Source organism: Enterococcus sp. AZ050, from assembly GCF_051715085.1.
GTDB lineage: Bacteria > Bacillota > Bacilli > Lactobacillales > Enterococcaceae > Enterococcus > Enterococcus faecalis.
The window spans coordinates 98,519-123,001 of sequence record NZ_JBIOTC010000001.1; the positions used below are offsets into that span (position 1 = coordinate 98,519).

19 protein-coding genes and 1 riboswitch are annotated in these 24,483 nt (G+C 38.3%); of the genes, 12 read left to right on the forward strand and 7 right to left on the reverse strand.

Annotated elements, in window-relative coordinates; translation table 11 throughout:
• The first annotated feature begins 45 nt into the window (after window positions 1-45).
• Window positions 46-213, forward strand: a riboswitch (M-box (ykoK) riboswitch).
• 223 nt (window positions 214-436) lie between these two features.
• The 5 genes from mgtA (at window position 437) to lpdA (ending at window position 8,919) form a co-directional block, all read left to right on the forward strand.
• A complete protein-coding gene (mgtA, locus tag IGJ04_RS00495; RefSeq protein WP_002388982.1) occupies window positions 437-3,049 on the forward strand; it encodes a magnesium-translocating P-type ATPase in 2,613 nt (870 codons plus the stop codon).
• A gap of 598 nt (window positions 3,050-3,647) precedes the next feature.
• Window positions 3,648-4,763, forward strand: a complete 1,116-nt coding sequence (gene pdhA / locus IGJ04_RS00500; RefSeq protein WP_002357768.1) for a pyruvate dehydrogenase (acetyl-transferring) E1 component subunit alpha — start codon at window positions 3,648-3,650, stop codon at window positions 4,761-4,763.
• 2 nt (window positions 4,764-4,765) lie between these two features.
• Window positions 4,766-5,743, forward strand: coding sequence for an alpha-ketoacid dehydrogenase subunit beta (locus tag IGJ04_RS00505; protein ID WP_002357767.1), 978 nt, complete (start codon window positions 4,766-4,768; stop codon window positions 5,741-5,743).
• Window positions 5,744-5,885: 142 nt separating this feature from the next.
• Window positions 5,886-7,505, forward strand: coding sequence for a dihydrolipoyllysine-residue acetyltransferase (locus IGJ04_RS00510; RefSeq protein WP_002357766.1), 1,620 nt, complete (start codon window positions 5,886-5,888; stop codon window positions 7,503-7,505).
• Window positions 7,506-7,512: 7 nt separating this feature from the next.
• Window positions 7,513-8,919, forward strand: coding sequence for a dihydrolipoyl dehydrogenase (lpdA, locus tag IGJ04_RS00515; protein ID WP_002357765.1), 1,407 nt, complete (start codon window positions 7,513-7,515; stop codon window positions 8,917-8,919).
• Window positions 8,920-9,031: 112 nt separating this feature from the next.
• Here the strand turns inward: lpdA and IGJ04_RS00520 are convergent, their stop codons facing one another.
• Window positions 9,032-10,018, reverse strand: coding sequence for a PocR ligand-binding domain-containing protein (locus IGJ04_RS00520; RefSeq protein WP_002382271.1), 987 nt, complete (start codon window positions 10,016-10,018; stop codon window positions 9,032-9,034).
• A gap of 160 nt (window positions 10,019-10,178) precedes the next feature.
• Here IGJ04_RS00520 and IGJ04_RS00525 point away from each other — a divergent pair, with 160 nt between their 5' ends.
• The 5 genes from IGJ04_RS00525 (at window position 10,179) to IGJ04_RS00545 (ending at window position 14,234) form a co-directional block, all read left to right on the forward strand.
• A complete protein-coding gene (locus IGJ04_RS00525; RefSeq protein ID WP_002363858.1) occupies window positions 10,179-11,318 on the forward strand; it encodes a glycerol dehydrogenase in 1,140 nt (379 codons plus the stop codon).
• Window positions 11,319-11,330: 12 nt separating this feature from the next.
• Window positions 11,331-11,729 carry a dihydroxyacetone kinase phosphoryl donor subunit DhaM gene (gene dhaM / locus IGJ04_RS00530; RefSeq protein WP_002357762.1) on the forward strand — a complete coding sequence of 133 codons (399 nt, stop codon included), beginning with the start codon at window positions 11,331-11,333 and terminating at the stop codon, window positions 11,727-11,729.
• The gene (gene dhaK, locus IGJ04_RS00535) at window positions 11,730-12,713 is read left to right on the forward strand and encodes a dihydroxyacetone kinase subunit DhaK (RefSeq protein ID WP_002363860.1); all 984 of its coding nucleotides are present in this window, start codon (window positions 11,730-11,732) and stop codon (window positions 12,711-12,713) included. It begins immediately after the preceding gene.
• 12 nt (window positions 12,714-12,725) lie between these two features.
• Window positions 12,726-13,328 carry a dihydroxyacetone kinase subunit DhaL gene (gene dhaL, locus IGJ04_RS00540; RefSeq protein ID WP_002357759.1) on the forward strand — a complete coding sequence of 201 codons (603 nt, stop codon included), beginning with the start codon at window positions 12,726-12,728 and terminating at the stop codon, window positions 13,326-13,328.
• A 123-nt stretch (window positions 13,329-13,451) separates the two neighbouring features.
• A complete protein-coding gene (locus IGJ04_RS00545) occupies window positions 13,452-14,234 on the forward strand; it encodes a hypothetical protein (protein WP_033625682.1) in 783 nt (260 codons plus the stop codon).
• Between the two features lie 72 nt (window positions 14,235-14,306).
• Here IGJ04_RS00545 and IGJ04_RS00550 read toward each other — a convergent pair whose 3' ends face one another.
• Window positions 14,307-15,458: a hydroxymethylglutaryl-CoA synthase gene (locus tag IGJ04_RS00550; protein WP_033625681.1), complete on the reverse strand. Its 1,152-nt coding sequence runs from the start codon at window positions 15,456-15,458 to the stop codon at window positions 14,307-14,309.
• Window positions 15,459-15,643: 185 nt separating this feature from the next.
• Between IGJ04_RS00550 and IGJ04_RS00555 the strand changes: the two genes are divergently transcribed.
• Complete coding sequence (locus tag IGJ04_RS00555) at window positions 15,644-18,055, forward strand: hydroxymethylglutaryl-CoA reductase, degradative (protein WP_016617927.1); 2,412 nt, start codon at window positions 15,644-15,646, stop codon at window positions 18,053-18,055.
• A 19-nt stretch (window positions 18,056-18,074) separates the two neighbouring features.
• Here the strand turns inward: IGJ04_RS00555 and IGJ04_RS00560 are convergent, their stop codons facing one another.
• The 5 genes from IGJ04_RS00560 to IGJ04_RS00580 all read right to left on the reverse strand — a co-directional run bounded on the left by IGJ04_RS00560 (window position 18,075) and on the right by IGJ04_RS00580 (window position 22,811).
• Entirely contained in the window at window positions 18,075-19,127 is a 1,053-nt protein-coding gene (locus IGJ04_RS00560) for an AI-2E family transporter (RefSeq protein ID WP_002357754.1), read from the reverse strand.
• Between the two features lie 16 nt (window positions 19,128-19,143).
• Complete coding sequence (locus IGJ04_RS00565; protein WP_016615776.1) at window positions 19,144-20,349, reverse strand: YdcF family protein; 1,206 nt, start codon at window positions 20,347-20,349, stop codon at window positions 19,144-19,146.
• 156 nt (window positions 20,350-20,505) lie between these two features.
• Complete coding sequence (locus IGJ04_RS00570) at window positions 20,506-20,706, reverse strand: cold-shock protein (protein ID WP_002357750.1); 201 nt, start codon at window positions 20,704-20,706, stop codon at window positions 20,506-20,508.
• A 297-nt stretch (window positions 20,707-21,003) separates the two neighbouring features.
• Complete coding sequence (locus IGJ04_RS00575; RefSeq protein WP_438839775.1) at window positions 21,004-22,125, reverse strand: baeRF6 domain-containing protein; 1,122 nt, start codon at window positions 22,123-22,125, stop codon at window positions 21,004-21,006.
• A gap of 335 nt (window positions 22,126-22,460) precedes the next feature.
• Window positions 22,461-22,811 carry a helix-turn-helix domain-containing protein gene (locus tag IGJ04_RS00580; protein ID WP_002357747.1) on the reverse strand — a complete coding sequence of 117 codons (351 nt, stop codon included), beginning with the start codon at window positions 22,809-22,811 and terminating at the stop codon, window positions 22,461-22,463.
• Window positions 22,812-23,002: 191 nt separating this feature from the next.
• Here IGJ04_RS00580 and IGJ04_RS00585 point away from each other — a divergent pair, with 191 nt between their 5' ends.
• Window positions 23,003-24,436 (forward strand): MFS transporter, encoded by a 1,434-nt coding sequence (locus IGJ04_RS00585; protein WP_438839776.1) that lies wholly within the window; start codon window positions 23,003-23,005, stop codon window positions 24,434-24,436.
• Window positions 24,437-24,483: the final 47 nt, after the last annotated feature.

Sequence of the window (24,483 nt, forward strand, 5' to 3'; positions counted from 1 at the left end):
TTGACAAGAATGTCAAACTCCTCTATTATAAGAAGTGGATAAAAACTGAATAATTGTTAGGTGAGGCTCCTATTTGGACAAATGCTGCTGCCGCGAAAGGATCGAGAGACCCTTAGTTGGTTGAACAGGAATAATCGTGAAGGTTATTCATAATGTAGCTGATACATGTTATCTACGCCCTATAGTGCTAAAGCTCAACGATAGAGAATCTTATTTAAAGATGGTATTTTGGGACGTACTCTATTGTTGAGTAGGTCCTTTTTTGTGTGTTTGGCAAAAAAGCAATTATTCACTGGAAGTATAAATAAGAAAAAGAAAGGATGACTGTCATGGAAGACCCTGGAAGTGAACAGAGAAACAAAATACAGTCACCAACGAAAGGAGAAGATTTTAGCACTCTTTTCGGCAGGTGACCACAACCTTGGAGGAAAAGAAAATGATGAACAAAAAAACAATGGATATGAGAAAAGCAACCAAAGATCAAGAATTACGTAAATTGGCGTTGCTTTCTGAACGGGAATTAATGATGGAATTACGGACATCTGAAAAAGGACTCTCGAATGAAGATGCCGAAAAAAGATTAGAGGAATTTGGACCAAATGAAGTTTCTGCACAAAAGCCAACCCCAGCAATTATTTTATTTTTAAGTGCATTCAAAGATCCGTTTGTCTATGTCTTAGCCTTATTGATGGTCGTTTCAACTTTAACGAAAGATTTCGAAGCCGCTATCGTGATGGGCGTGATGATTTTAGCCAGTGTCTTGATTGCTTTTATACAAGAATATCGTTCTCAAAAAGCGAGTTTGGATTTAAAAGAATTAATTGAAAACACCGCTGCAGTGACACGGGAAGGAATTACGAAAGAAATTCCAATGGACGAAATTGTTCCAGGAGACATTGTAACTTTAGCTACAGGAGACATGATTCCTGCAGATGCCGTGTTGATTTGGACCAAAGATTTATTCGTTAATCAATCGTCGCTAACAGGCGAATCCATGCCTGTTGAAAAATTTGTGGATGCAGGTGTGGATCGTCAACAAACAGAGGTTTCTGCATTAGATATGCAAGACCTAGTGTTTATGGGCACAGATGTCTTGAGTGGACAAGGAAAAGCGATTATTTTAAAAACTGGGCAACATACATTTTTTGGTGATATTGCTAAAAATGCTACAACACAACGAGGAAAAACTAGTTTTGACTTAGGCTTAGCAAAAGTCAGTAAGTTTTTATTACGAATGGTAATGATTTTGTTTCCAATCGTTTTCTTGATTAATGGTTTAACTAAAGGTGCTTGGGGCGAAGCGTTTTTCTTCGCGATTGCCGTTGCAGTTGGTTTGACACCAGAAATGTTGCCAATGATTGTTACGAGTAACTTAGCCAAGGGTGCATTATCCTTATCGAAACATAAAGTCATTGTTAAAGAGTTAGCGGCTATCCAAAATTTGGGTGGTATGGATGTGCTCTGTACAGATAAAACTGGAACGATTACCGAAGATCGTGTAGTTTTGGTTCAACATTTGAATCCATTAGGTGATTTGAGTGACGAGGTTCTAAATTTAGCCTACTTAAATTCTTCTTATCAAACAGGTTGGAAAAATTTAATGGATATTGCCGTTATTAATTTTTATGAAGAGCATCAATGGAAAACGCCGTTTAAAAATGTCACTAAAATTGATGAAATTCCTTTTGATTTTTCCAGACGCCGCTTAACGGTTGTCGTGAATGCAGATGATCATCAATTGATGATTACGAAAGGCGCCGTGGAAGAAATGGAAGAAGTGTGCACGCATGCGCAAATTAATGGCGAAATTGTACCATTAAGCACTGCTGTACGAGAAGAACTACGCCGAGTGAATGTTCAAATGAACAAACAAGGGATGCGTGTGTTAGCGGTAGCTGTAAAAAAAGATGTCCATAAAGAAGCAGTTTATTCAGTTGAAGATGAAAAAGAGATGACATTGATTGGGTTTATGGGTTTTCTTGATCCAGCAAAAGAGTCAGCTGTCAGCGCTATCCGCTCCTTACATGAACATGGTGTCAACGTGAAAGTGCTAACGGGCGATAATGACATTGTCGCCAAAAAAGTCTGTAAAGATGTAGGCATTGAAGTTTCCCATGTGTTATTAGGTTCTCAAATTGAAGCAATGACAGATGAAGAGTTGCGGGCGCAAGTAGAAGAAACTAATTTATTTGCCAAATTAAATCCGATGCAAAAATCTAAAATCATTGAATTGCTACAAGCGAAAGGTCATACGGTTGGTTTTATGGGGGATGGCATTAACGATGCACCAGCATTGCGAAAAGCTGATGTGGGCATTTCAGTAGATACTGCAGCTGATATTACTAAAGATGCTAGCTCGATTATTTTACTGGAAAAAAGTTTAAATGTACTGGAATCTGGTGTGATTGAAGGACGAAAAGTATTTAGCAATATGATGAAATATATTAAAATTACCATCAGTTCTAATTTTGGGAATGTCTTTTCAATTTTAGTAGCCAGTGCCTTTTTACCATTTCTACCAATGCTTTCCTTACAACTCTTGATTCAAAATTTGATTTATGATGTGGCTCAGTTGACAATTCCTTGGGATAATGTCGATGAAGAAGAGTTATTAAGCCCTGTTCGGTGGGAAACGAACGGACTAGCGAAATTTACGGTATGTATTGGCCCGGTAAGTAGTATTTTCGATATTCTAACGTATCTTGTCATGTGGTTTGTGTTTAGTGCCAATAGTTTGGCAACTCAACATTTATTCCAAACAGGTTGGTTTATGGTGGGACTTGTTAGTCAAACGTTAGTTGTTCATATGGTCCGGACGCGGAAAATACCATTTATTCAAAGTCGTGCGTCAATGCCTGTGATGCTAAGTAGTTTAGGCGCAATCTTACTCGGTTTCTTGATTGTAGCAACGCCCATAAGAGAGGTTTTTGACTTTGTGAAACTTCCGGCTAACTACTGGCCATGGTTCTTTGGAATCATCATTGCGTACATGTTAACTGTTGAAGTAGCTAAACGTTTATATATTAAAATTACCAAGGAATGGATTTAGTAAAATCTACTGAAAGAGAAAAGAATTGGCTAAGCTGTATTACTCGTTTTACGAAAATTTGGTGATTTTAAGCAATGAATGTTCGTGATAAAACCTAAGGTAAAGTATTTGGCAAAAAAACGAGCCAAAAAAAATAAAAATTAACGAAAAAAACTTTGTTCTCTAAAAAATAAAAAACCGCATGCTGAGTAGGTTACTCGGCTGACGGTTTTTATTTTTTGGTTTTTTCAAGATAATTTTCATGAAAATGCAAAGTTCGGAAATCAGATTACTAGCCAGTTCGGGGATAAGAGGGCTCAAATTAATAGAACTGTTATATAATATTTTCAAAATAGAATATAACAGTTGGGAGAAAAATAGTACAGAAGAAGTGTGGAACAGAAACCGTTTTCTTGTTTGTGAAAATCATCACTAAACCGCAAAAACATGCGGTTTTGCTCTTTTGTGAAAAAATGAAGAAATTAGAGTTTTTTTCTTGCGCTTTTTCGAATTTAGTGATAATTTGTTAAGTGTAGTCGATAAAAAGTAATACAGTTTCGCACTCTGTTTTACTTTTATCGAAATTAAAGAAACGTAATAGAGAGGATTGTGTGACAAAATGGCAAAGGCTAAGAAACAAAAACCTATTGACTTTAAAGAGCTAATGGCTAAAGTCGACGCTGATTTCCCAACTTTCCAAATCTTGGATCAAGATGGAAAAATTGTGAATGAAGATTTAGTACCTGATTTATCGGATGAGGAATTAGTTGAATTAATGACACGCATGGTTTGGTCTCGTGTGTTAGACCAACGTTCTACTGCATTAAACCGTCAAGGACGCTTAGGATTCTTCGCGCCAACAGCTGGACAAGAAGCAAGCCAATTGGCAAGTCAATTTGCAATGGAAAAAGAAGACTACTTACTACCAGGTTACCGTGATGTACCTCAATTAGTACAACATGGTTTACCATTAAGAGAAGCTTTCTTATGGTCTCGTGGTCACGTAGCAGGGAACTACTACGCGGAAGATTTAAATGCATTACCACCACAAATTATCATTGGTGCTCAATACATCCAAGCAGCTGGTGTTGCTTTAGGATTGAAAAAACGTGGAAAAGAAAATGTTGTCTTCACTTATACTGGTGACGGCGGTTCTTCACAAGGGGACTTCTATGAAGCAATTAACTTTGCTGGTGCTTACCAAGCAAATGGTGTCTTCATTATCCAAAACAATGGTTTTGCGATTTCTACACCTCGTGAAAAACAAACAGCGGCTAAAACTTTAGCTCAAAAAGCTGTTGCAGCAGGAATTCCTGGTATTCAAGTTGATGGTATGGATCCATTAGCAGTTTACGCAATTGCAAAAGAAGCACGCGATTGGTCAGCTGCAGGAAACGGTCCAGTTTTAATTGAAACATTAACTTATCGTTATGGTCCACATACTTTATCTGGAGACGATCCAACACGTTACCGTTCAAAAGAAATGGATGACGAATGGGTACAAAAAGATCCATTGACTCGTTTCCGTAAATATCTAACAGATAAAGGCTTATGGTCTGAAGCAAAAGAAGAAGAAATTATTGAAAAAACAAAAGAAGAAATCAAAGTAGCGATTGCAGAAGCGGATAAAGCGCCAAAACAAAAAGTTTCTGATTTCTTGAAAAATATGTTTGAAGTTCAACCTCAAACAATTAAAGAACAAATTGCATTTTATGAAGCGAAGGAGTCGAAATAAAAATGGCACAAAAAACTATGATCCAAGCAATTACAGATGCCTTAGCTCTTGAATTAGAGAAAGACGAAAATGTCTTAATCTTCGGTGAAGACGTTGGTAACAACGGTGGGGTTTTCCGTGCAACTGAAGGTTTACAAGAAAAATTTGGTGAAGACCGCGTCTTCGATACACCTTTAGCTGAATCTGGTATCGGTGGATTGGCTTTCGGTCTTGCCTTGCAAGGTTACCGTCCAGTTCCTGAAATCCAATTCTTTGGTTTCGTTTTTGAAGTATTTGACGAAATCGTTGGTCAAATGGCTCGTACGCGTTACCGTATGGGTGGAACTCGTAATATGCCAATTACTGTTCGTGCCCCATTTGGTGGTGGTGTTCATACACCAGAACTTCACTCAGATAACTTAGAAGGATTAATCGCACAATCACCAGGTGTTCGTGTTGTTATTCCATCAAACCCTTACGATGCAAAAGGACTATTAATTTCATCTATTCGTAGCAACGATCCAGTTGTCTACTTAGAGCACATGAAATTATACCGTTCATTCCGTGAGGAAGTGCCAGACGAAGCTTATGAAGTGCCTTTAGATAAAGCGGCTGTAACTCGTGAAGGAACAGACGTATCAATCATCACTTACGGCGCTATGGTTCGTGAAGCGATTAAAGCAGCTGATAGCTTAGCGAAAGACAATATTTCAGCAGAAATCATTGACTTACGTACAGTGGCTCCTTTAGATGTGGAAACAATTATTAACTCTGTTGAAAAAACTGGCCGTGTGGTTGTCGTTCAAGAAGCACAAAAACAAGCTGGCGTTGGCGCTATGGTTGTTTCTGAAATTTCTGAACGTGCCGTATTATCATTAGAAGCACCAATCGGACGTGTATCTGCTCCAGATACAATCTTCCCATTCGGACAAGCAGAAAATATCTGGTTACCAAATGCGAAAGATATCGAAGCAAAAGCTAGAGAAATCGTCGAATTTTAATAGTTATTCGAAGTAGATAAACGAAGAATTAAACAGGTGGAATACGGCTATAGGCATGAAATGTTCAGCTACTATAGTCGTTTCCCCGCGTTTTGCTCCTAAGAAAATAGACAGATCCAACGAAGAAGGGAAGACTTAAAAAATGGCTTATCAGTTTAAATTACCGGATATCGGTGAAGGGATTGCCGAAGGCGAAATCGTTAAATGGTTTGTAAAACCTGGCGATACAATCAACGAAGACGATACGTTATTAGAAGTACAAAATGACAAATCAGTGGAAGAAATTCCATCACCAGTAACAGGTACTGTAAAAAATATCGTTGTACCAGAAGGAACAGTTGCAAACGTTGGTGACGTGTTAATCGAAATCGACGCACCTGGTCACGAAGATAACGATGCAGCACCAGCAGCTCCTGCACAAGAACAAACACCAGCACAACCTGCTGCTGTACCAACAACCGAAGCAGCTGGCGGATTTTTCCAATTCAAATTACCAGACATCGGTGAAGGAATTGCCGAAGGCGAAATCGTTAAATGGTTCGTTAAAGCGGGTGACACAATTAATGAAGATGATTCATTATTAGAAGTACAAAATGACAAATCAGTAGAAGAAATTCCATCACCAGTAACAGGTACTGTAAAAAATATCGTTGTACCAGAAGGAACAGTTGCCAATGTGGGTGACGTGTTAGTTGAAATTGACGCACCTGGTCATAATTCAGCAGCACCGGCAGCCGCAGCACCAGCTACTGACGCTCCTAAAGCGGAAGCATCAGCTCCAGCCGCTTCAACAGGCGTAGTTGCAGCCGCTGATCCAAACAAACGCGTTTTAGCAATGCCATCTGTTCGTCAGTATGCGCGTGAAAAAGACGTTGATATTACACAAGTAACTGCAACTGGTAAAGGTGGCCGTGTCATTAAAGCGGATATTGATGCCTTTGTTTCTGGTGGCTCTCAAGCAGCACCAGCTACTGAAGCTGCCGCAACAGAAGCAGCACCTAAAGCGGAAGCAGCAGCACCTAAAGCAGCGCCAAAAGCCTTTACTTCTGATTTAGGCGAAATGGAAACACGTGAAAAAATGACACCAACACGTAAAGCAATTGCTAAAGCAATGGTTAACAGCAAACACACTGCTCCTCACGTAACATTACATGATGAAGTAGAAGTTTCTAAATTATGGGATCACCGTAAGAAATTTAAAGATGTTGCTGCTGCAAATGGTACAAAATTAACATTCTTACCATACGTTGTAAAAGCATTGACTTCAACTGTTCAAAAATTCCCAATCTTGAATGCATCAATCGATGATGCAGCACAAGAAATTGTTTACAAAAATTACTTTAACATTGGTATCGCTACTGATACAGATCATGGCTTATATGTACCAAATGTTAAAAATGCTAATACGAAGAGCATGTTTGCTATCGCTGATGAAATCAACGAAAAAGCAGCATTGGCTATCGAAGGCAAATTAACTGCACAAGATATGCGTGATGGTACAATCACAATTAGTAACATTGGTTCAGTCGGTGGCGGCTGGTTTACACCAGTAATCAACTACCCTGAAGTTGCTATTTTAGGCGTTGGTACAATTGCACAAGAACCAGTTGTTAATGCAGACGGCGAAATCGTTGTGGGACGCATGATGAAATTATCATTAAGCTTTGACCACCGTATCGTTGACGGCGCAACTGCTCAAAAAGCAATGAACAACATTAAACGCTTATTAGCTGATCCAGAATTACTATTAATGGAAGGATGATTAACAAATGGTAGTAGGAGATTTCGCCATTGAACTAGATACAGTCGTAATCGGAGCTGGTCCTGGAGGATACGTTGCCGCAATTCGTGCCGCAGAAATGGGTCAAAAAGTTGCGATTATCGAACGTGAATACATCGGAGGCGTTTGTTTAAACGTTGGATGTATTCCTTCAAAAGCTTTAATTGCTGCTGGACATCATTACCAAGAAGCACAAGATTCTTCAACTTTTGGTGTAACAGCTAAAGGAGTCGAATTAGACTTTGCCAAAACACAAGACTGGAAAGATAACACAGTTGTTAAATCATTAACAGGCGGCGTTGGCATGTTATTGAAAAAACACAAAGTGGAAATTATTGAAGGCGAAGCATTCTTCGTTGACGAAAATACATTGCGTGTTATTCACCCAGACTCAGCACAAACTTACTCATTCAATAATGCTATTGTAGCAACAGGTTCTCGTCCAATTGAAATCCCAGGATTCAAATTTGGCGGACGCGTGTTAGATTCTACAGGCGGTTTAAACTTAAAAGAAGTTCCTAAAAAATTCGTTATTATCGGTGGCGGTGTCATCGGTGCTGAATTAGGTGGCGCTTATGCTAACTTAGGTTCAGAAGTAACAATTTTAGAAGGTAGCCCATCAATTTTACCAACTTATGAAAAAGATATGGTTAAAGTTGTCACAGACGACTTCAAGAAGAAAAACGTAACAATCGTGACTTCTGCAATGGCTAAAGAAGCTGTTGACAATGGCGATAGCGTCACTGTTAAATATGAAGTTAACGGAAAAGAAGAAAGTGTTGAAGCAGATTACGTAATGGTCACTGTTGGACGTCGTCCAAACACAGACGACTTAGGCTTAGAACAAGCGGGCGTTGAAATTGGCGAACGTGGTTTAATCCCAGTTGACAACCAAGGACGTACTAACGTGAAAAACATCTTCGCAATCGGCGACATCGTACCAGGTGCTGCGTTAGCGCATAAAGCAAGCTACGAAGCAAAAATTGCTGCTGAAGCAATTTCTGGTAAGAAAGTTGCAGTTGATTACAAAGCAATGCCAGCTGTTGCCTTTACTGATCCAGAATTGGCAAGCGTTGGTATGACTGTTGCAGAAGCAAAAGAAGCGGGAATCGAAGCAAAAGGCTACAAATTCCCATTTGCTGGTAACGGCCGTGCAATCTCTTTAGATAAAACTGAAGGATTCATGCGTTTAGTTACAACTGTAGAAGACAATGTCATCATCGGTGCACAAATTGCCGGTGTCGGTGCAAGTGACATGATTTCTGAATTAGCTTTAGCTATTGAATCTGGCATGAATGCAGAAGACATTGCTTTAACAATCCACCCACACCCATCATTGGGCGAAATCACTATGGATACAGCTGAATTGGCTTTAGGTTTACCAATTCATATTTAATAGTATCACTTTGTCGCACGACAGATATAATGCGCCTTTTGCACTTGTTGCATTAGCCACAGCAAGAGCAAAAGGTGTAAAAAAACAACGACTTCTAGGAGTCGTTGTTTTTTTATGCTCTGTTCTTTCTTTTACGGTATTTAAGGGGTGTTTCACCCGTTTCTTGTTTAAAGATCCGGACAAAATAGCTATCTTCAACAAACCCTAAATCTTCACTGATTTGGGCAATTGTTTTATCTGTCTCCAAAAGAAGCTGTTTAGCCCATGTGATTTTTAATTGTCGATAAAATTGACTAAAGGGAATACCAAACTCCTCTTTTAATAAACGACTTAAATACGTCGGTGTCAAATGAACAAGGTCTGCCAGTTCTTGTAAATTTAAACGCAGCGATTTGTTTTCCCAAAGGGCATCTAAAACCGGTTGTAATTGCTTATTTTTAGTTTGATAGGCACTTGAAGGAGTTAATTGAGCAGTTAATAAAGTTTGTTGAATATCTTTTTGGATCATATTCAATGGCTCCAGCTCTTCTTTTCGCGAACTAATCTGTAAGGATTGTTTGTACGTATTGATTAAATAATCTTTTTTGATGGCTTCAGAAATAATATATTGGCTTAGATCAGCGATTAATGTCGCGCTCTTTTCTAAGTCTGCTAGTTCTAAAACAGGGTATTGTTGATACAGCTCTTGGTGTGTTACTAAAAATTCTTGAATGAAGGCATCATTCATGGTTAAAACCTGTTCTAACTCTTCTTGGTGATCTTCGAGCAAAACTTCACCAGCCATAATGGCTCCTACATACTGGTCATCAACAATAATGGGGATGGCCATATCAACGATGTTAAAGTGACAACGGTAGATAAAAGGCTGACCAGTGCGAACAGCTTCCAAGCCACCACGAGCATCACATTTTTCACAAAGTTTCGAGAGCTCAGGGGAGTGACGTACCAGTTGGCAAAAGGGTTGAACTTGACTATGTTTCGTCACAGGTCGACCTTTATAATCGACTAAAATAATGGCTAAACGAGTGCTTAAGGCCAATGATTCTTGCAATTTTTCCCACTTTTCTAAATCTAAAATATTTTTTAATTCTACAGTCATAAGGCAATCCTTCAATCTAAAGTTTAAAAATCATAATATTTTATTATTTCACAAAATAATTCTATCATTTTTTGCAAGAAAACGATACCAAAAGTTCAATGCTTTTTTGATGAAAGCGTTTTATACTATGTATGTAAACAAAATATAGGAGGCTATCAACATGAGAAAAGCATTGATTTTACCAACGAAATATGTTCAAGGGGAAGATGAATTACTAAACTTAGGTTACTTCGTTTCAACTTTTGGAAAAAAAGCGTTACTAATTGCAAATCCTGCTGACGTTGATCGTGTACGTCCACAATTGGAAGAAACAGCGAAAAAGTTTGACATTACATTCGTAGAGGGTGGCTTTAGTGGAGAAGTAACGCGTGAAGAAACAAAGCGCTTGCAAAACGTTGGACAAAAAGAACAAGCAGACTGTATCATTGGTTTAGGTGGCGGTAAAGCAATCGATGCTTCAAAAGTCGTAGCAGAAGGTGAAAACTTAATTATTGTACCAACGATTGCGGCTCAAGATGCACCAACTTCGCATTCAGCTGTACTATATCATGAAGATGGCTCATTTGATGATTATGCTTACTTTAAACAAAGTCCAAGCGTCGTTATGGTTGATACAAAAGTGGTTGCCAAAGCGCCAACTAGATTTTTAGTTGCTGGAATGGGGGATGCCTTATCCACATATTTTGAAGCACGCGCAACACACAATTCATATTCTCGGGTTAATGCTAGTTTGCCAATGGGTTCAAGAGAAGGCTTAACGCCTGCTGCTAGCGGCACATATGCAGCTTTGGCCATGGCAAAACTTTGCTGGGAAAACCTCCAGGAAGATGGGTTAAAAGCGAAATTAGCTTGTGATGCAAATGTGGTTACTGAATCATTGAATAAGATTATCGAAACAAATATCTTACTTTCAGGCTTAGGTTTTGAAAGTGGCGGTTTAGCTGCAGCGCATGCGATTCATAACGGTATGACAGTCTTACCTGGTGCGCACAGTTATTTACATGGTGAAAAAGTAGCCTTTGCAACGATTGCACAACTTGTATTAGAAGATGCAGCAAAAGACGAATTAGAAGCTGTTTTAGACTTTAGCGCTTCTGTAGGTTTACCATTAACGCTTTCAGACATTGGTGTCGATGAAATCACTTATGAAGAAGCGTTGGAAGTAGCCAAAATTGCTTGCATTCCAGAAGAATCAATTCATTCAATGCCATTCCCAATTGTCGTTGAAGAAGTAGCGAATGCAATCATTGTTGCAGATAAAGTCGGACAAGAATATAAAACAAGACATAAATTAGATTAAGGAAGTGTCCACATGAAAGCAGATATTTTACTCGTTTCACATAGCAAAATGATTACAGATGGTATTAAAGAGATGATTGAACAGATGAACGCCAGTGAAGAAATTACAATTCATTCACTTGGTGGTACATCAGATGGTTCATTAGGTTCAGATCCAATGAAAATCATTGACACGATTAACGAAGCGGACTCTGACCGAGAATTTTTAATTTTTGCCGATTTAGGCAGTGCCGTTTTAAGTTCAGAATTAGCTTTTGATATGCTAGAAGAAGACCAACAGAAACATTATCATTTAGTCGATGCACCATTGGTTGAAGGTGCCTTTGCGGCAGCAATTACTGCAGGTGTCTCAGATGATTTGACGCAAATTTTAGCAGAAGCTCAAAATGCTGGTAAGAAAGGGTGGAACTAAATGAAAAAAATTATTAATGAACCTGGTAAAATTGTCGAAGAAATGCTCCAAGGAATTGTGAAAAGCTATGGAAACCTTGTTCATCAAGTCGAAGATTCTCGCGTGATTGCTCGCAACGACTCAAACAAACAAGTTGGGTTAGTATCTGGTGGCGGAAGTGGTCATGAGCCTGCACATGCTGGGTTTGTTGGTGATGGAATGTTAAATGCCGCAGTTTTAGGTGATGTCTTTACTTCACCAACACCAGATCAAATTTTAACAGGGATCCAAGCGGCAGACCAAGGGGCCGGTGTTCTGTTAATCGTAAAAAATTATACAGGCGATATTTTGAACTTTGAAATGGCCAAAGATATGGCTGATATGGAAGACATTCATGTAGAAATGGTCGTTGTCGATGACGATATTGCTGTCGAAGATAGCACCTATACCGCTGGAAAACGAGGCGTTGCCGGGACTGTTCTTGTCCATAAAATTTTAGGACATCATGCCCGCCAAGGTGCTTCTTTAGAAGAGCTCGTTTCTTTAGGAGAAAAGATTGTATCAGCCACGAAAACAATTGGAGTGGCTTTAAAAGCAGCCACTGTGCCTGAAGTTGGCAAACCAGGTTTTACTTTACCAGAAGATGAAATTGAATTTGGCGTAGGGATTCACGGAGAACCAGGCTATCGTCGTGAAAAAATCCAACCATCGAAAGAGTTAGCGAAAGAATTAGTTGAAAAAACATTAAGTAGCTATGAACAACAACCACAAACAGTGGGGGTACTTGTCAATGGCATGGGCGGCACGCCATTAATGGAACAATTTGTATTTATGAACGACGTGCTAACATTATTAGAAGATAAAGGTGTTCAAGTGACCTTCCATAAAGTGGGTAACTATATGACGTCTATTGACATGCAAGGATTATCTTTAACGATGATTGACTTGGCGACAAAAGACTGGCAAACAGCGCTAGAAAGCAATGTAACAACAATTTCTTGGTAAGGGTGATAAAAGATGGAATTAACAGTACAAGACATTCAAACATGGTTAGACAATTATTCAAAAGTTATCGAAGAAAAAAAAGACTATCTAAGTGAATTAGACACGCCGATTGGTGATGGGGATCACGGTAACAACATGGCTCGTGGTATGGCTGAATACAAAATTGCGTTTGACAAAAAAGTACCAACAACAATCACGGAGACATTTAAAGTCCTATCCATGGCCTTGATTTCAAAAGTTGGCGGAGCTTCTGGTCCTTTATATGGTACTGCGTTTATGAATATGACTAAAGCGACAAAAGATTTGGAAACCATCAGTTCGCCAGAGCAATTAAAAGAAATTGTTCAGCAAGGTCTAGCTGGGATTCAGATGCGTGGCAAAGCTGAACCAGGAGATAAAACGATGGTTGATGTCTGGGCACCTGTTGCTGAAGTAATTGGAACGGAACAATTTAATGAAGAAAAAATTGAACAATTTGCTGAAGCAACAAAAGATTGGGTGGCGAAAAAAGGACGTGCCTCTTATTTAGGGGAACGAGCAATTGGTCATATTGATCCAGGAGCAGCATCTAGTGCATTATTATTTGAAGAACTAGTCAAAGTAATCAATCAATAACAGTGAGAAAAAAGTTTAGCAAGTGCCTCTCTTGAAGCGCTTGCTAAACTTTTTTATAAATAATGGTTTCTTTTGTTCATCTATGGGATAATTTAAGTAACAAAAAATAACAAAGATAGACCAATGGGGGATTTAAAGATGAAAAAGCATGTGATTGTGGGATGTTTATTAATCGTTAGCTCAATGTTTGTAAGTGCTTGTGGAAATTCGTCAGACGTGACCACGGAAAAAACCAGTGTCACAAAACAAGTCGAAGCTACGGGACAAAGCACATCCTCTTCTGTAGACCAAACCAAGTATGATGCCATTATTACAGAAGCTAAAAAGTTAACGGCAGAGGGGCAATATAAAGAATCAGAAGAAAAATTAGCTACGATCCCTGTTAGCGATTTAGGGAAACCACACTATTCGATCGTTAAAGAAACGGTTGAGAAACTAAATAATCAAAATAATGAAGGCTTAAAAAGACAAGAAGAAGTCGCGGTTGAAAAGCAAACGAAGTCGAGTCCGGCACCAACGGAATCACTTAAACCAATTCCAGATGAATTTGCTAAATGGGCAACCACGTATCTTTTTTATTATCCACGAGGAGATCAAAAGCAAGCGGGTTTAATCATTGAAGCGAATGGAGCGGTCACGCAGACGAATACGAATGGCGAAATTTACACAGGAAAAGCCGAAATAAGTGGAGCTTCGGGCGCTATTTTAAGTTATGATACGACTAGTTATCGCCCGACGACCCAACCAGCTACAAAATCGATTACTCCAAATGTTAAAATCACTGTTACTTGGAACAATGGCGGCGGTGTTGATGTTTATTATGGCTACGTTTCTTATTCACAACGTTTAGCTTTGACAGATGGTATCGCCGTGACAGACGGGGTCAAAGAAGTTTGGCTTTCATAAAAAGAGCTAGACATTCAAGTTTTTGCTTGAATGTCTAGCTCTTTTGTTGATTGAATCGGGGGATTTAAATACTTAGTTTCGATAAGAACGAACGGTATTATTAATAGCAGAAATACTATATTTTAATTCATCTTCTAACGTTTGATCAATGTCTGTGTCTAAAGTTTCTGCAAACATGGCTTCATATTCAGCGATAGAAAGTTCTGTCCGATTATCCAGCAGTGCTAAATGAGTTTCTTTTTGTAAATGATTTTGATAGCCAGCTACTAATTCACCAGTGAAAAATTCAGCGACAGCACCAGAACCATAACTGAATAACCCAATTTGATTGCCTGCGGTTAAAGTCGTTGCATTTTCTAAAAGGGAAATGAGTCCCAGATAAAGTGAACCCGTATACAAGTTTCCTACGCGACGACTATAGACGATGCTTTCTTCATAACGGGCTAAAATTCGTTCCTGTTCTGCTTCAGTTTGGTCGGAAATTTTTGCTAATAAGGCTTTTTTGCCCATTTTTGTGTAAGGAATATGGAACGCTAAAGCATCATAATCTGCAAAATTAAGACCGGTTCTTTTTTTATGTTCATCCCAGACTTGGGCAAAAGATTGGATGTAGGTTTCGTTTGACAAAGGACCATCGACCATAGGATACGGATGGCCTGTTGGACGCCAAAAGTCATAGATATCTTGCGTCAGCATCACATTATCCTCTTTTAAAGCCAAGATGCGCGGTTCACTAGAAACTAACATTGCAACCGCCCCAGCTCCTTGTGTAGGCTCACCGCCAGAATTTAAGCCATATTTTGCAATATCTGCTGCTACAACCAAAACTTTTTTATCTGGATGTAAGGCTACGTGATTCTTAGCTAACTGTAAGCCTGCTGTTGCTCCGTAACAAGCTTCCTTGATTTCGAAAGAGCGAGCGAAAGGTTGAATCCCCATTAAACGATGTAAGACAACTGCGGCCGCTTTTGACTCATCGATACTGGACTCAGTCCCGACAATCACCATATCAATGGCCTCTTTATCTTCTTTGGTCAAGATCGCTTCTGCGGCATTGGCTGCAAATGTCACAATATCTTGGCTGATTGGGTTCACCGCCATTTGGTCTTGCCCAATACCAATATGAAATTTTCCAGGGTCTACATTTCTGGCTTCAGCCAGTGCCGTCATATCAATATAATAAGGGGGCACAAAAAAACTAATTTTATCAATCCCAATTGTCATTTCTTTAACTCCTTTACGATAAATAGATTCATTATATAAAATAGCACGAAATGAACCAAAATGGGGAATTTTTGTATTAACTTCATAGATTATTAAAAAATATCTTATAAGTCTGTTAACATTCAGTAATTGGCACTTGTGATTCTGGGATTTTATGATATATTTCAAGATGGAGGTGCATTTAGTTGAAAACAGTAGTTATTATTGATGCATTACGAACACCAATTGGAAAATATAAAGGCAGCTTAAGTCAAGTAAGTGCCGTAGACTTAGGAACACATGTTACAACACAACTTTTAAAAAGAAATTCCACTATTTCTGAAGAAATTGATCAAGTAATCTTTGGAAATGTTTTACAAGCTGGAAATGGCCAAAATCCCGCACGACAAATAGCAATAAACAGCGGTTTGTCTCATGAAATTCCCGCAATGACGGTTAATGAGGTCTGCGGATCAGGAATGAAGGCCGTTATTTTGGCGAAACAATTGATTCAATTAGGGGAAGCGGAAGTTTTAATTGCTGGCGGGATTGAGAATATGTCCCAAGCACCTAAATTACAACGATTTAATTACGAAACAGAAAGCTACGATGCGCCTTTTTCTAGTATGATGTATGATGGGTTAACGGATGCCTTTAGTGGTCAGGCAATGGGCTTAACTGCTGAAAATGTGGCCGAAAAGTATCATGTAACTAGAGAAGAGCAAGATCAATTTTCTGTACATTCACAATTAAAAGCAGCTCAAGCACAAGCAGAAGGGATATTCGCTGACGAAATAGCCCCCTTAGAAGTATCAGGAACGCTTGTGGAGAAAGATGAAGGGATTCGCCCTAATTCGAGCGTTGAGAAGCTAGGAACGCTTAAAACAGTTTTTAAAGAAGACGGTACTGTAACAGCAGGGAATGCATCAACCATTAATGATGGGGCTTCTGCTTTGATTATTGCTTCACAAGAATATGCCGAAGCACACGGTCTTCCTTATTTAGCTATTATTCGAGACAGTGTGGAAGTCGGTATTGATCCAGCCTATATGGGAATTTCGCCGATTAAAGCCATTCAAAAACTGTTAGCGCGCAATCAACTTACTACGGAAGAAATTGATCTGTATGAAATCAACGAAGCATTTGCAGCAACTTCAATCGTGGTCCAAAGAGAACTGGCTTTACCAGAGGAAAAGGTCAACATTTATGGTGGCGGTATTTCATTAGGTCATGCGATTGGCGCCACAGGTGCTCGTTTATTAACGAGTTTAAGTTATCAATTAAATCAAAAAGAAAAGAAATATGGAGTGGCTTCTTTATGTATCGGCGGTGGCTTAGGACTCGCTATGCTACTAGAGAGACCTCAGCAAAAAAAAAACAGCCGATTTTATCAAATGAGTCCTGAGGAACGCCTGGCTTCTCTTCTTAATGAAGGCCAGATTTCTGCTGATACAAAAAAAGAATTTGAAAATACGGCTTTATCTTCGCAGATTGCCAATCATATGATTGAAAATCAAATCAGTGAAACAGAAGTGCCGATGGGCGTTGGCTTACATTTAACAGTGGACGAAACTGATTATTTGGTACCAATGGCGACAGAAGAGCCCTCAGTGATTGCTGCTTTGAGTAATGGTGCAAAAATAGCACAAGGATTTAAAACAGTGAGTCAACAACGCTTAATGCGTGGACAAATCGTTTTTTACAATGTTGCAGACCCCGAGTCATTGATTGATAAACTACAAGTAAGAGAAGCGGAAATTTTTCAACAAGCAGAGTTAAGTTATCCATCTATCGTTAAACGGGGCGGCGGCTTAAGAGATTTGCAGTATCGTGCTTTTGATGAATCATTTATATCTGTCGACTTTTTAGTAGATGTTAAGGATGCAATGGGGGCAAATATCGTTAACGCTATGTTGGAAGGTGTGGCCGAGTTGTTCCGTGAATGGTTTGCGGAGCAAAAGATTTTATTCAGTATTTTAAGTAATTATGCCACGGAGTCGGTTGTTACGATGAAAACGGCTATTCCAGTTTCACGTTTAAGTAAGGGGAGCAATGGCCGGGAAATTGCTGAAAAAATTGTTTTAGCTTCACGCTATGCTTCATTAGATCCTTATCGGGCAGTCACGCATAACAAAGGAATCATGAATGGCATTGAAGCTGTAGTTTTAGCTACAGGAAATGATACACGCGCTGTTAGCGCTTCTTGTCATGCTTTTGCGGTGAAGGAAGGTCGCTACCAAGGTTTGACTAGTTGGACGCTGGATGGCGAACAACTAATTGGTGAAATTTCAGTTCCGCTTGCTTTAGCCACGGTTGGCGGTGCCACAAAAGTCTTACCTAAATCTCAAGCAGCTGCTGATTTGTTAGCAGTGACGGATGCAAAAGAACTAAGTCGAGTAGTAGCGGCTGTTGGTTTGGCACAAAATTTAGCAGCGTTACGGGCCTTAGTCTCTGAAGGAATTCAAAAAGGACACATGGCTCTACAAGCACGTTCTTTGGCGATGACGGTCGGAGCTACTGGTAAAGAAGTTGAGGCAGTCGCTCAACAATTAAAACGTCAAAAAACGATGAACCAAGACCGAGCCATGGCTATTTTAAATGATTTAAGAAAACAATAAAAAAACAGTTCAGCAGAAATTATTCTGCTGAACTATTTTTTTTCACATTAGGTAGCCGTTTCAGGCCACGAATTGGTTTTACTTTTAAGACATCTAAGAAGAAAGTGAACACAGGGATTCCTACAATAAGTCCCCATACACCAAAGAGACGCTCACTAACTAATAAAATGACAAACGTATAAAAGATTGGTAACTCTGTTTTACTAGACATGAATTTAGGATTTAGCACGTAAGATTCAAATAAATGGACGATTGTAATTAAAGCTAAGATATAAATCACATCGTTCAAGCCACCTTGGGAATAAGCGATGAAACTTAGCGGAATGCAGGAAATAATCACACCAGCAACTGGGACTAAGCTCAAAATGAAGATCATAATGGCTAAACTAGGTAACTGAGTAAAGCCGATTATCGCCAAGGCCAAGGTAGTAATGACTGTATTCACCACAGCAATGAAAAACTGAGCTTCCATTACGACACCAAATGTGTTGACGAACTTGTTGGCAAAATAATAGATATCCTGAAAAAACCAATCAAAATCACTTTTTAAAAATAACTTAGAAAAATCGGCCATTTGCTTCTTCTCAATCATAAAGAAGAAACTTAAAATAAAGGACATGACAAATGATAAACCGACAGCACCAATATCTTGAATGTAGCGTAAAATCATTGAAGCACCATTCTGGAGTTGAGAGAGTAAGTTAGATTTTTCCAAGTATTGATCAATAAATTGCAATACTTGATTTGTATCTGTATGTGGACTTTGATAAAAATCAACTACAGAATTAATCATTTGAGTCGTTTGGTTAACTAGAACGGGAACATATTTAGTAATCGCTAAATAGATTAGAAAAACAACCAATGCATAGGTTAAGAGAACGATGACAATCGTCGGGATTTTCATATAGCGTTGAACAAAATGGACCAAACGAACAGCTAAATAGGTAAAGATAAATGTTAAAAGAATTGTTGTAATCATACTTCTGGATAAATAAAGCACAAAAATAATCAAAGCAAGGACGCAAAAACGTCGCAAACGTTCATTTTGAATAAATTTTTGATACAAACTCATAGGGGAAACTCCTTCTTTACTGAATAATCAATCCTGTTAAGAATAACATAACCATACCGATGGCAGCTAGGCCGCAAACAATAATATGGCGGCGTTTGTACATCACTACAATGGCGATGAACTCTCGAATAAACGCGTTAGGTAAAAAATAAAAAGCGGTTTTTGCACCAATGCCATCAGCTTTTAAGCCAGCCATTCGAGCGAAAAGACCCGCTCGGAAAAGGTGATAATTGTTTGTAGTAAAAATGGCTTGGAAATTAGCATTTCCAAAATCCTCAATCATTGTTTCTTTGGAAAAACGCATATTTTCTAGTGTGTTTTTTGAATGAGCTTCTACTAAAATATCATCATCAGGAATACCTTGTGTCAAAGCATACATTTTCATCGCGACACTTTCAGGAAGTAATTCATCGGGACCTTGGCCACCAGACATGACGATTTTTGGTGGATTTAACGTTGCGCGATTTTGAGCCTTGTAAAATTGAATGGCTTTGTTGATGCGGGCTTGCAATAACGGCGGCACAACCTCACCATTGATTAACCCCGAACCTAACACAACAATATAATCCTGTGTATATTTTGGCTGATTAAATTGATACAACGTAGAAACAGTTAAAAAATTATAAAAAACAAACGCGAAATAAGTCAAAATAAATGGCGCAATAGTTAATGGTAAGGAGAGCCACGTTGGTAACAACGATTGAAAAAAGAAATTATAAATTAATAGTAATGTTAAGCCAATTGCCAGCAACAACGTCAACAAGTTCCCTAGAGACCGACCTTCTTTTCTCATAACAACGACCGCATTCCAATAGAGGAAAATAATTAAGGCATAGAGTCCTAAAGCCAAAGCGATAAAAATTGCCAGCAGGGCAATAATTGCTAAGGTGATTAGAAAGTAGTTGTTTGTACGAATCGCAGTAATCCCTAAATAAGTCGCTAGAACCACAAGAAAAATATTAAATAATGTTCCATTCAGTAAACGCCTTTTTTCTTTGAAGTAGAAGAGCGCAAACAAGCCAAAAAAAGCAATGGGAATTAAAAAGAAGGCTGTGCCACGAATGATTTCTAAATATAAAACATATGAGAAGAACATAAAGACAGTCCAGCCAAACATCCACGGCAACCAATCGTGTTCTTTTTTCTTTTTCCGCCACGAGGGAATGAAAAAGAGACCCAATAAATAAACACCTAAAAAGGTTAAATCACCATAAAATTGCATAAATAAACTCCTTTAAAACATTTTTCCTCTTCAGTATAACGAAAACTCTTCAAAAAAAATAGAGGAAGCACTTAGTTTCAGAAAGTTTTCTTGTTCTTTTTTTTATAAAAAAAAACCTGACGATTAACGTCAGGTTTTTGAGTCAGTATTGTTTAATTAAGCTTTAGTAACGTTAGTTGCTTGAGGGCCACGTTGACCTTCTTCGATTTCGAAAGTTACTGCTTGACCTTCTTCTAAAGTTTTGAAGCCGTCACCTTGGATAGCTGAGAAATGTACGAATACATCGTTTCCGTTTTCTGCAGTGATGAAGCCAAAGCCTTTGTCTGAGTTAAACCATTTTACTGTACCTGTTTCCATAATAAATATCCTCCTAGATGTGTGTTATAACACATTCATATTTTGCAATTACTTGAAAGGTGAAAAATGTGGAAGATGTTTATTTGAAACAGCTACCCATATTACCGAACAAAAACTACATCTATTACTATAGCATACTAACTGGTTTTTGTATAGCGATAACCTTATTTTCTTTTTTATCGGATGTTTTTTAAAAACTAGAAAGTGAAGATAAGGCTGTTATAGTGCTGTTTCAATAAGACTCAGAAAAAAAGCCCATTGTAAGGCGCTTTCTTACAATGGGCTTTTTGCCTGTTTTTAATAACGGAGGATAGCCGCTAAAGATTTTTCATCTGGTGCAGCTTTTTGGTCTAAAACAAAAACTTGACCGCCATTTTGAATAACTTGGTAAGCAATGGTGTTTAAAAGTTTGCGGCGATCGTACTCTTCAGATGACATTTCATTGTTTTCAGTAACAAAGAGTGACGTTGCAATAAAAAGATGGGAAATTTTGCCGTCAGCTGCCGCTGGCGAAATATCTGTAAATTGATCTAAGAATTTACGATCTAGTAATTTGTTATAAGAAGCTGTTTCTTTTTTTGTTAACTCTGCAGCTATTTTTTCACTAGCGCTGCGGATATCTTGAATGGTTGCTTGTGCAGGTGAAGCAGCAACTGAAATTGAGCAATCATAATAAGGGTTTTTAGCAATCTTTTTAAAGAGTGTTTGGTTTTCTGGTAAAGCATAAAGATAAAGCGGTAATTTTTCAGGATTATCCAGTTGATCTTTTAAGAAAGTATCGACTGCTTGATAGTAGTTCACCCAATCAATTTCAACTTCTTTATCTTTAGTATTGATGCTATGATAAGCGACACCTTCTTTAGAACCGTTAGAACTACCTTGAGTTGAAAAGTTTAAATTACCACCCGTTAATTCATCACCTAAAGCTGTGACCACGTCTGTTGGCGCGTCTTTAGGCAATTCAACAGGAGTCACAGTCGTATGATCAACCTTGTAAAGTTTCATTGAATCACGATTTAGAGCAAGTAGGTAATAATGGTAGTTAAATTGTTTGTCTTTGACTAGTCCAAGTAAATAAGGAATCGTGTCCACGTAATATTGATCGTCAACGGGCACATCTAATCGTTGAACAAAGGTGTTCTCTGGAGATAAGATGATTGAAACACTTGCTGTGCCGTTGCGCCAGAAGTAAGCATCAGCTAGAAGTGCGTCAATTTTTTCTTGGAAAACAGCCCATTTTTCCTCAGGAAATTTTTTTTCAAAGCGTGTTTTTGCCGCTTTTGCAAAATTTTTCAAAACAAGCGAATCTTTTTCTACGTTTTGATGAGCGACATGGGTGTTAAACAAGAAAGTAACAAACGGTCCATGAACTTCTTCAGAAAATAATGTTGATAAGCTATCTTTTTTTTGATTTGCCATAATAAAATCCCCCTTCTAAAAGTAAGTGTAGCACAGGAAATCGAATGTTTAAAACAATATGTTCAATAAAAGAAAACGCTTTAAAGAATCTAAATAAAGGACTGTTAATGGTGTTCTAATAAAAGTTTTATAAAAAATATAGCTGAAACTCATGATAAAAAAGGCACAAACCACTATACTTACGTTATGCCAATTATCCCGAATTGGTTTTTTCATACTTACTCCTACCAAGAGTAAATAACAACCTTCATTTCCACCACAGACGACGGTCGTGGTGGTTTTTTTATTTAGGTTCTAGTTTTTGCTATTAATTGACTAGGAGAAGTGAACGCTCTTTAAGAATTTGTCATTTCAAATTTACGGAACCGCAAGAAACGATTTGCTTCTTCCTCTAACTGAGTAATTTCTTCTTCTGTTAACTCTTCCGTAGTAATGTGAATATGTAACTCTTTTTGTGTGCTTGTCATAGGTGCCTGATGATTGATCTCTGTTTGTTGGGTGCGGCCCATTAAATAGTCCAAGGAAACAGAAAAATAGTCTGCTATTTTTAAAAGATTTTCTACTTTAGGCGAAGAGGTATCCCAACGACGAATTTGTCCATTGGAAATGCCGACGTTTCTTTCTAATTGGGCGAGGGTTAATTGCTTTGACTGAGCTAGTTGTTTAATGCGAGAAATTAAGGTCATTTCAAGTCCTCCTTGTGTTTTCCGTTTGCTAATTTTAAATTAGCGTAAAAGCGAATGGTTGTCAATTGCGAGCGTGTAATAAGAAGGTGAACATCTCATGAGTGATTTTTTAGAAAATTTCCGATGAAAAAAAGAAGAAATAGAGTTATTATTAGTAAGTAAACTGTTTTGGAGCGAGAGGGGATGAATCAATGGAGAAAATTAAAAGTTACCAAGAGGATTCTGAAGTGCAGAAAAATCGTTGGTGGATCTTAGTTTCTGTGGCTATGTTTACCTTCATGTCTACATTAGATTCCAGCATTGTAAATATTGCTTTACCGACTATTTCAAAAGAAATGTCCGTACCCATGAATCAAGCGGAATGGGTCGTATCTATTTATTTAATGGTTGTCTGTGCTTGTTTATTATTATTTGGAAAAATTGGCGACAGTTTTGGAAAAATAAAAGTTTATCGAATTGGCACGGTTATTTTTACGATTGGTTCGTTACTTTGTGGCTTTAATCAATCGCTGAGCTTTCTATTATTTGCGCGAGTCGTTCAAAGTATTGGTGCTAGCATGACCATGGCGACCAATTCAGGAATTATTACGGAAGTATTCCCTTTAAATGAAAGAGGGCGGGCGCTTGGTGCAGTAGGTGCCTTTGTCTCTTTAGGCGCGATTGCTGGTCCTGGGATTGGTGGATTGATCTTATCAAACTTTTCTTGGTCGTATATTTTTTGGATTAATGTTCCCGTGGGGCTAATTACAATTTTAATTGGCGAAAAGTTTCTACCAAAAGATATTACAAAAACAAAAGAAAAAATCGATTTTTCAGGATTTGCTTGTATTGCCATTGCGATTATGACGTTCTTCGGCGGGATTTTCCTCGGACAAGAGAGCGGGTTTGGCTCGTTACAATCCTATTTATTGTTCATTATTGCAGTAATCGCATTAGGATTATTTATAATGGTTGAACGAAAAAGAAAAAGCCCACTTATTAAGTTCGCAATTTTTAAAAACAAAATTTTTACGTTAAGTTTATTGTCCGCTGTTTTAATTTTTGCCTCAAACTTTTTTGTAAATGTTGTCATTCCATTTTATTTGCAGGATGCACGCAAACTAAGTGCTAGTTATGCTGGTCTATTAATGATGGTATTTCCGTTATTAATGGTGGTTGGGGCTCCTCTGAGTGGCTATTTGACGGATAAAATTGGCCCAGCTATTTTAACGTTTGCCGGATTGTTGCTCTTGTGCTGTACGTCGTTAATGTATATGTTTTTAGATATGAACTCGCCCATCTGGTATTATGTGATTGCAACGGCCATTATGGGCTTGGGAAATGCACTTTTCCAGTCTCCAAACAATACAATGGTTATGAGCAGTGTTGAAAAGCAAGATTTAGGTGTAGCAGGAAGTATGAATTCTTTTGCTAGAAACTTAGGGATGGTCATTGGGATTGCATTGTCAACGACCATTTTATATCGTGGTATGAGCGAAGCCTATGGTGAACGAGTAACCACGTATCTGGCTAATCGCCCAGATATATTTATTGTGGGAATGCGTGAAACCTTTTTTGTCGCCTTTCTATTATGTGTGGCGGCCTTTATATTAACGATTTTACGTTTTCGGAAAACAACCAAATAAGTAAAAAGAAGCAGACGAGAAAGATTCATGATTTTTCTCGTCTGTTT

Bases quoted from the DNA above. Each gene is read 5' to 3' on its own strand.
- mgtA (WP_002388982.1), top strand. From the start codon at position 437: ATGATGAACAAAAAAACAATGGATATGAGAAAAGCAACCAAAGATCAA.
- pdhA (WP_002357768.1), top strand. From the start codon at position 3,648: ATGGCAAAGGCTAAGAAACAAAAACCTATTGACTTTAAAGAGCTAATG.
- IGJ04_RS00505 (WP_002357767.1), top strand. From the start codon at position 4,766: ATGGCACAAAAAACTATGATCCAAGCAATTACAGATGCCTTAGCTCTT.
- IGJ04_RS00510 (WP_002357766.1), top strand. From the start codon at position 5,886: ATGGCTTATCAGTTTAAATTACCGGATATCGGTGAAGGGATTGCCGAA.
- lpdA (WP_002357765.1), top strand. From the start codon at position 7,513: ATGGTAGTAGGAGATTTCGCCATTGAACTAGATACAGTCGTAATCGGA.
- IGJ04_RS00520 (WP_002382271.1), bottom strand. From the start codon at position 10,018: ATGACTGTAGAATTAAAAAATATTTTAGATTTAGAAAAGTGGGAAAAA.
- IGJ04_RS00525 (WP_002363858.1), top strand. From the start codon at position 10,179: ATGAGAAAAGCATTGATTTTACCAACGAAATATGTTCAAGGGGAAGAT.
- dhaM (WP_002357762.1), top strand. From the start codon at position 11,331: ATGAAAGCAGATATTTTACTCGTTTCACATAGCAAAATGATTACAGAT.
- dhaK (WP_002363860.1), top strand. From the start codon at position 11,730: ATGAAAAAAATTATTAATGAACCTGGTAAAATTGTCGAAGAAATGCTC.
- dhaL (WP_002357759.1), top strand. From the start codon at position 12,726: ATGGAATTAACAGTACAAGACATTCAAACATGGTTAGACAATTATTCA.
- IGJ04_RS00545 (WP_033625682.1), top strand. From the start codon at position 13,452: ATGGGGGATTTAAAGATGAAAAAGCATGTGATTGTGGGATGTTTATTA.
- IGJ04_RS00550 (WP_033625681.1), bottom strand. From the start codon at position 15,458: ATGACAATTGGGATTGATAAAATTAGTTTTTTTGTGCCCCCTTATTAT.
- IGJ04_RS00560 (WP_002357754.1), bottom strand. From the start codon at position 19,127: ATGAGTTTGTATCAAAAATTTATTCAAAATGAACGTTTGCGACGTTTT.
- IGJ04_RS00565 (WP_016615776.1), bottom strand. From the start codon at position 20,349: ATGCAATTTTATGGTGATTTAACCTTTTTAGGTGTTTATTTATTGGGT.
- IGJ04_RS00570 (WP_002357750.1), bottom strand. From the start codon at position 20,706: ATGGAAACAGGTACAGTAAAATGGTTTAACTCAGACAAAGGCTTTGGC.
- IGJ04_RS00575 (WP_438839775.1), bottom strand. From the start codon at position 22,125: ATGGCAAATCAAAAAAAAGATAGCTTATCAACATTATTTTCTGAAGAA.
- IGJ04_RS00580 (WP_002357747.1), bottom strand. From the start codon at position 22,811: ATGACCTTAATTTCTCGCATTAAACAACTAGCTCAGTCAAAGCAATTA.
- IGJ04_RS00585 (WP_438839776.1), top strand. From the start codon at position 23,003: ATGGAGAAAATTAAAAGTTACCAAGAGGATTCTGAAGTGCAGAAAAAT.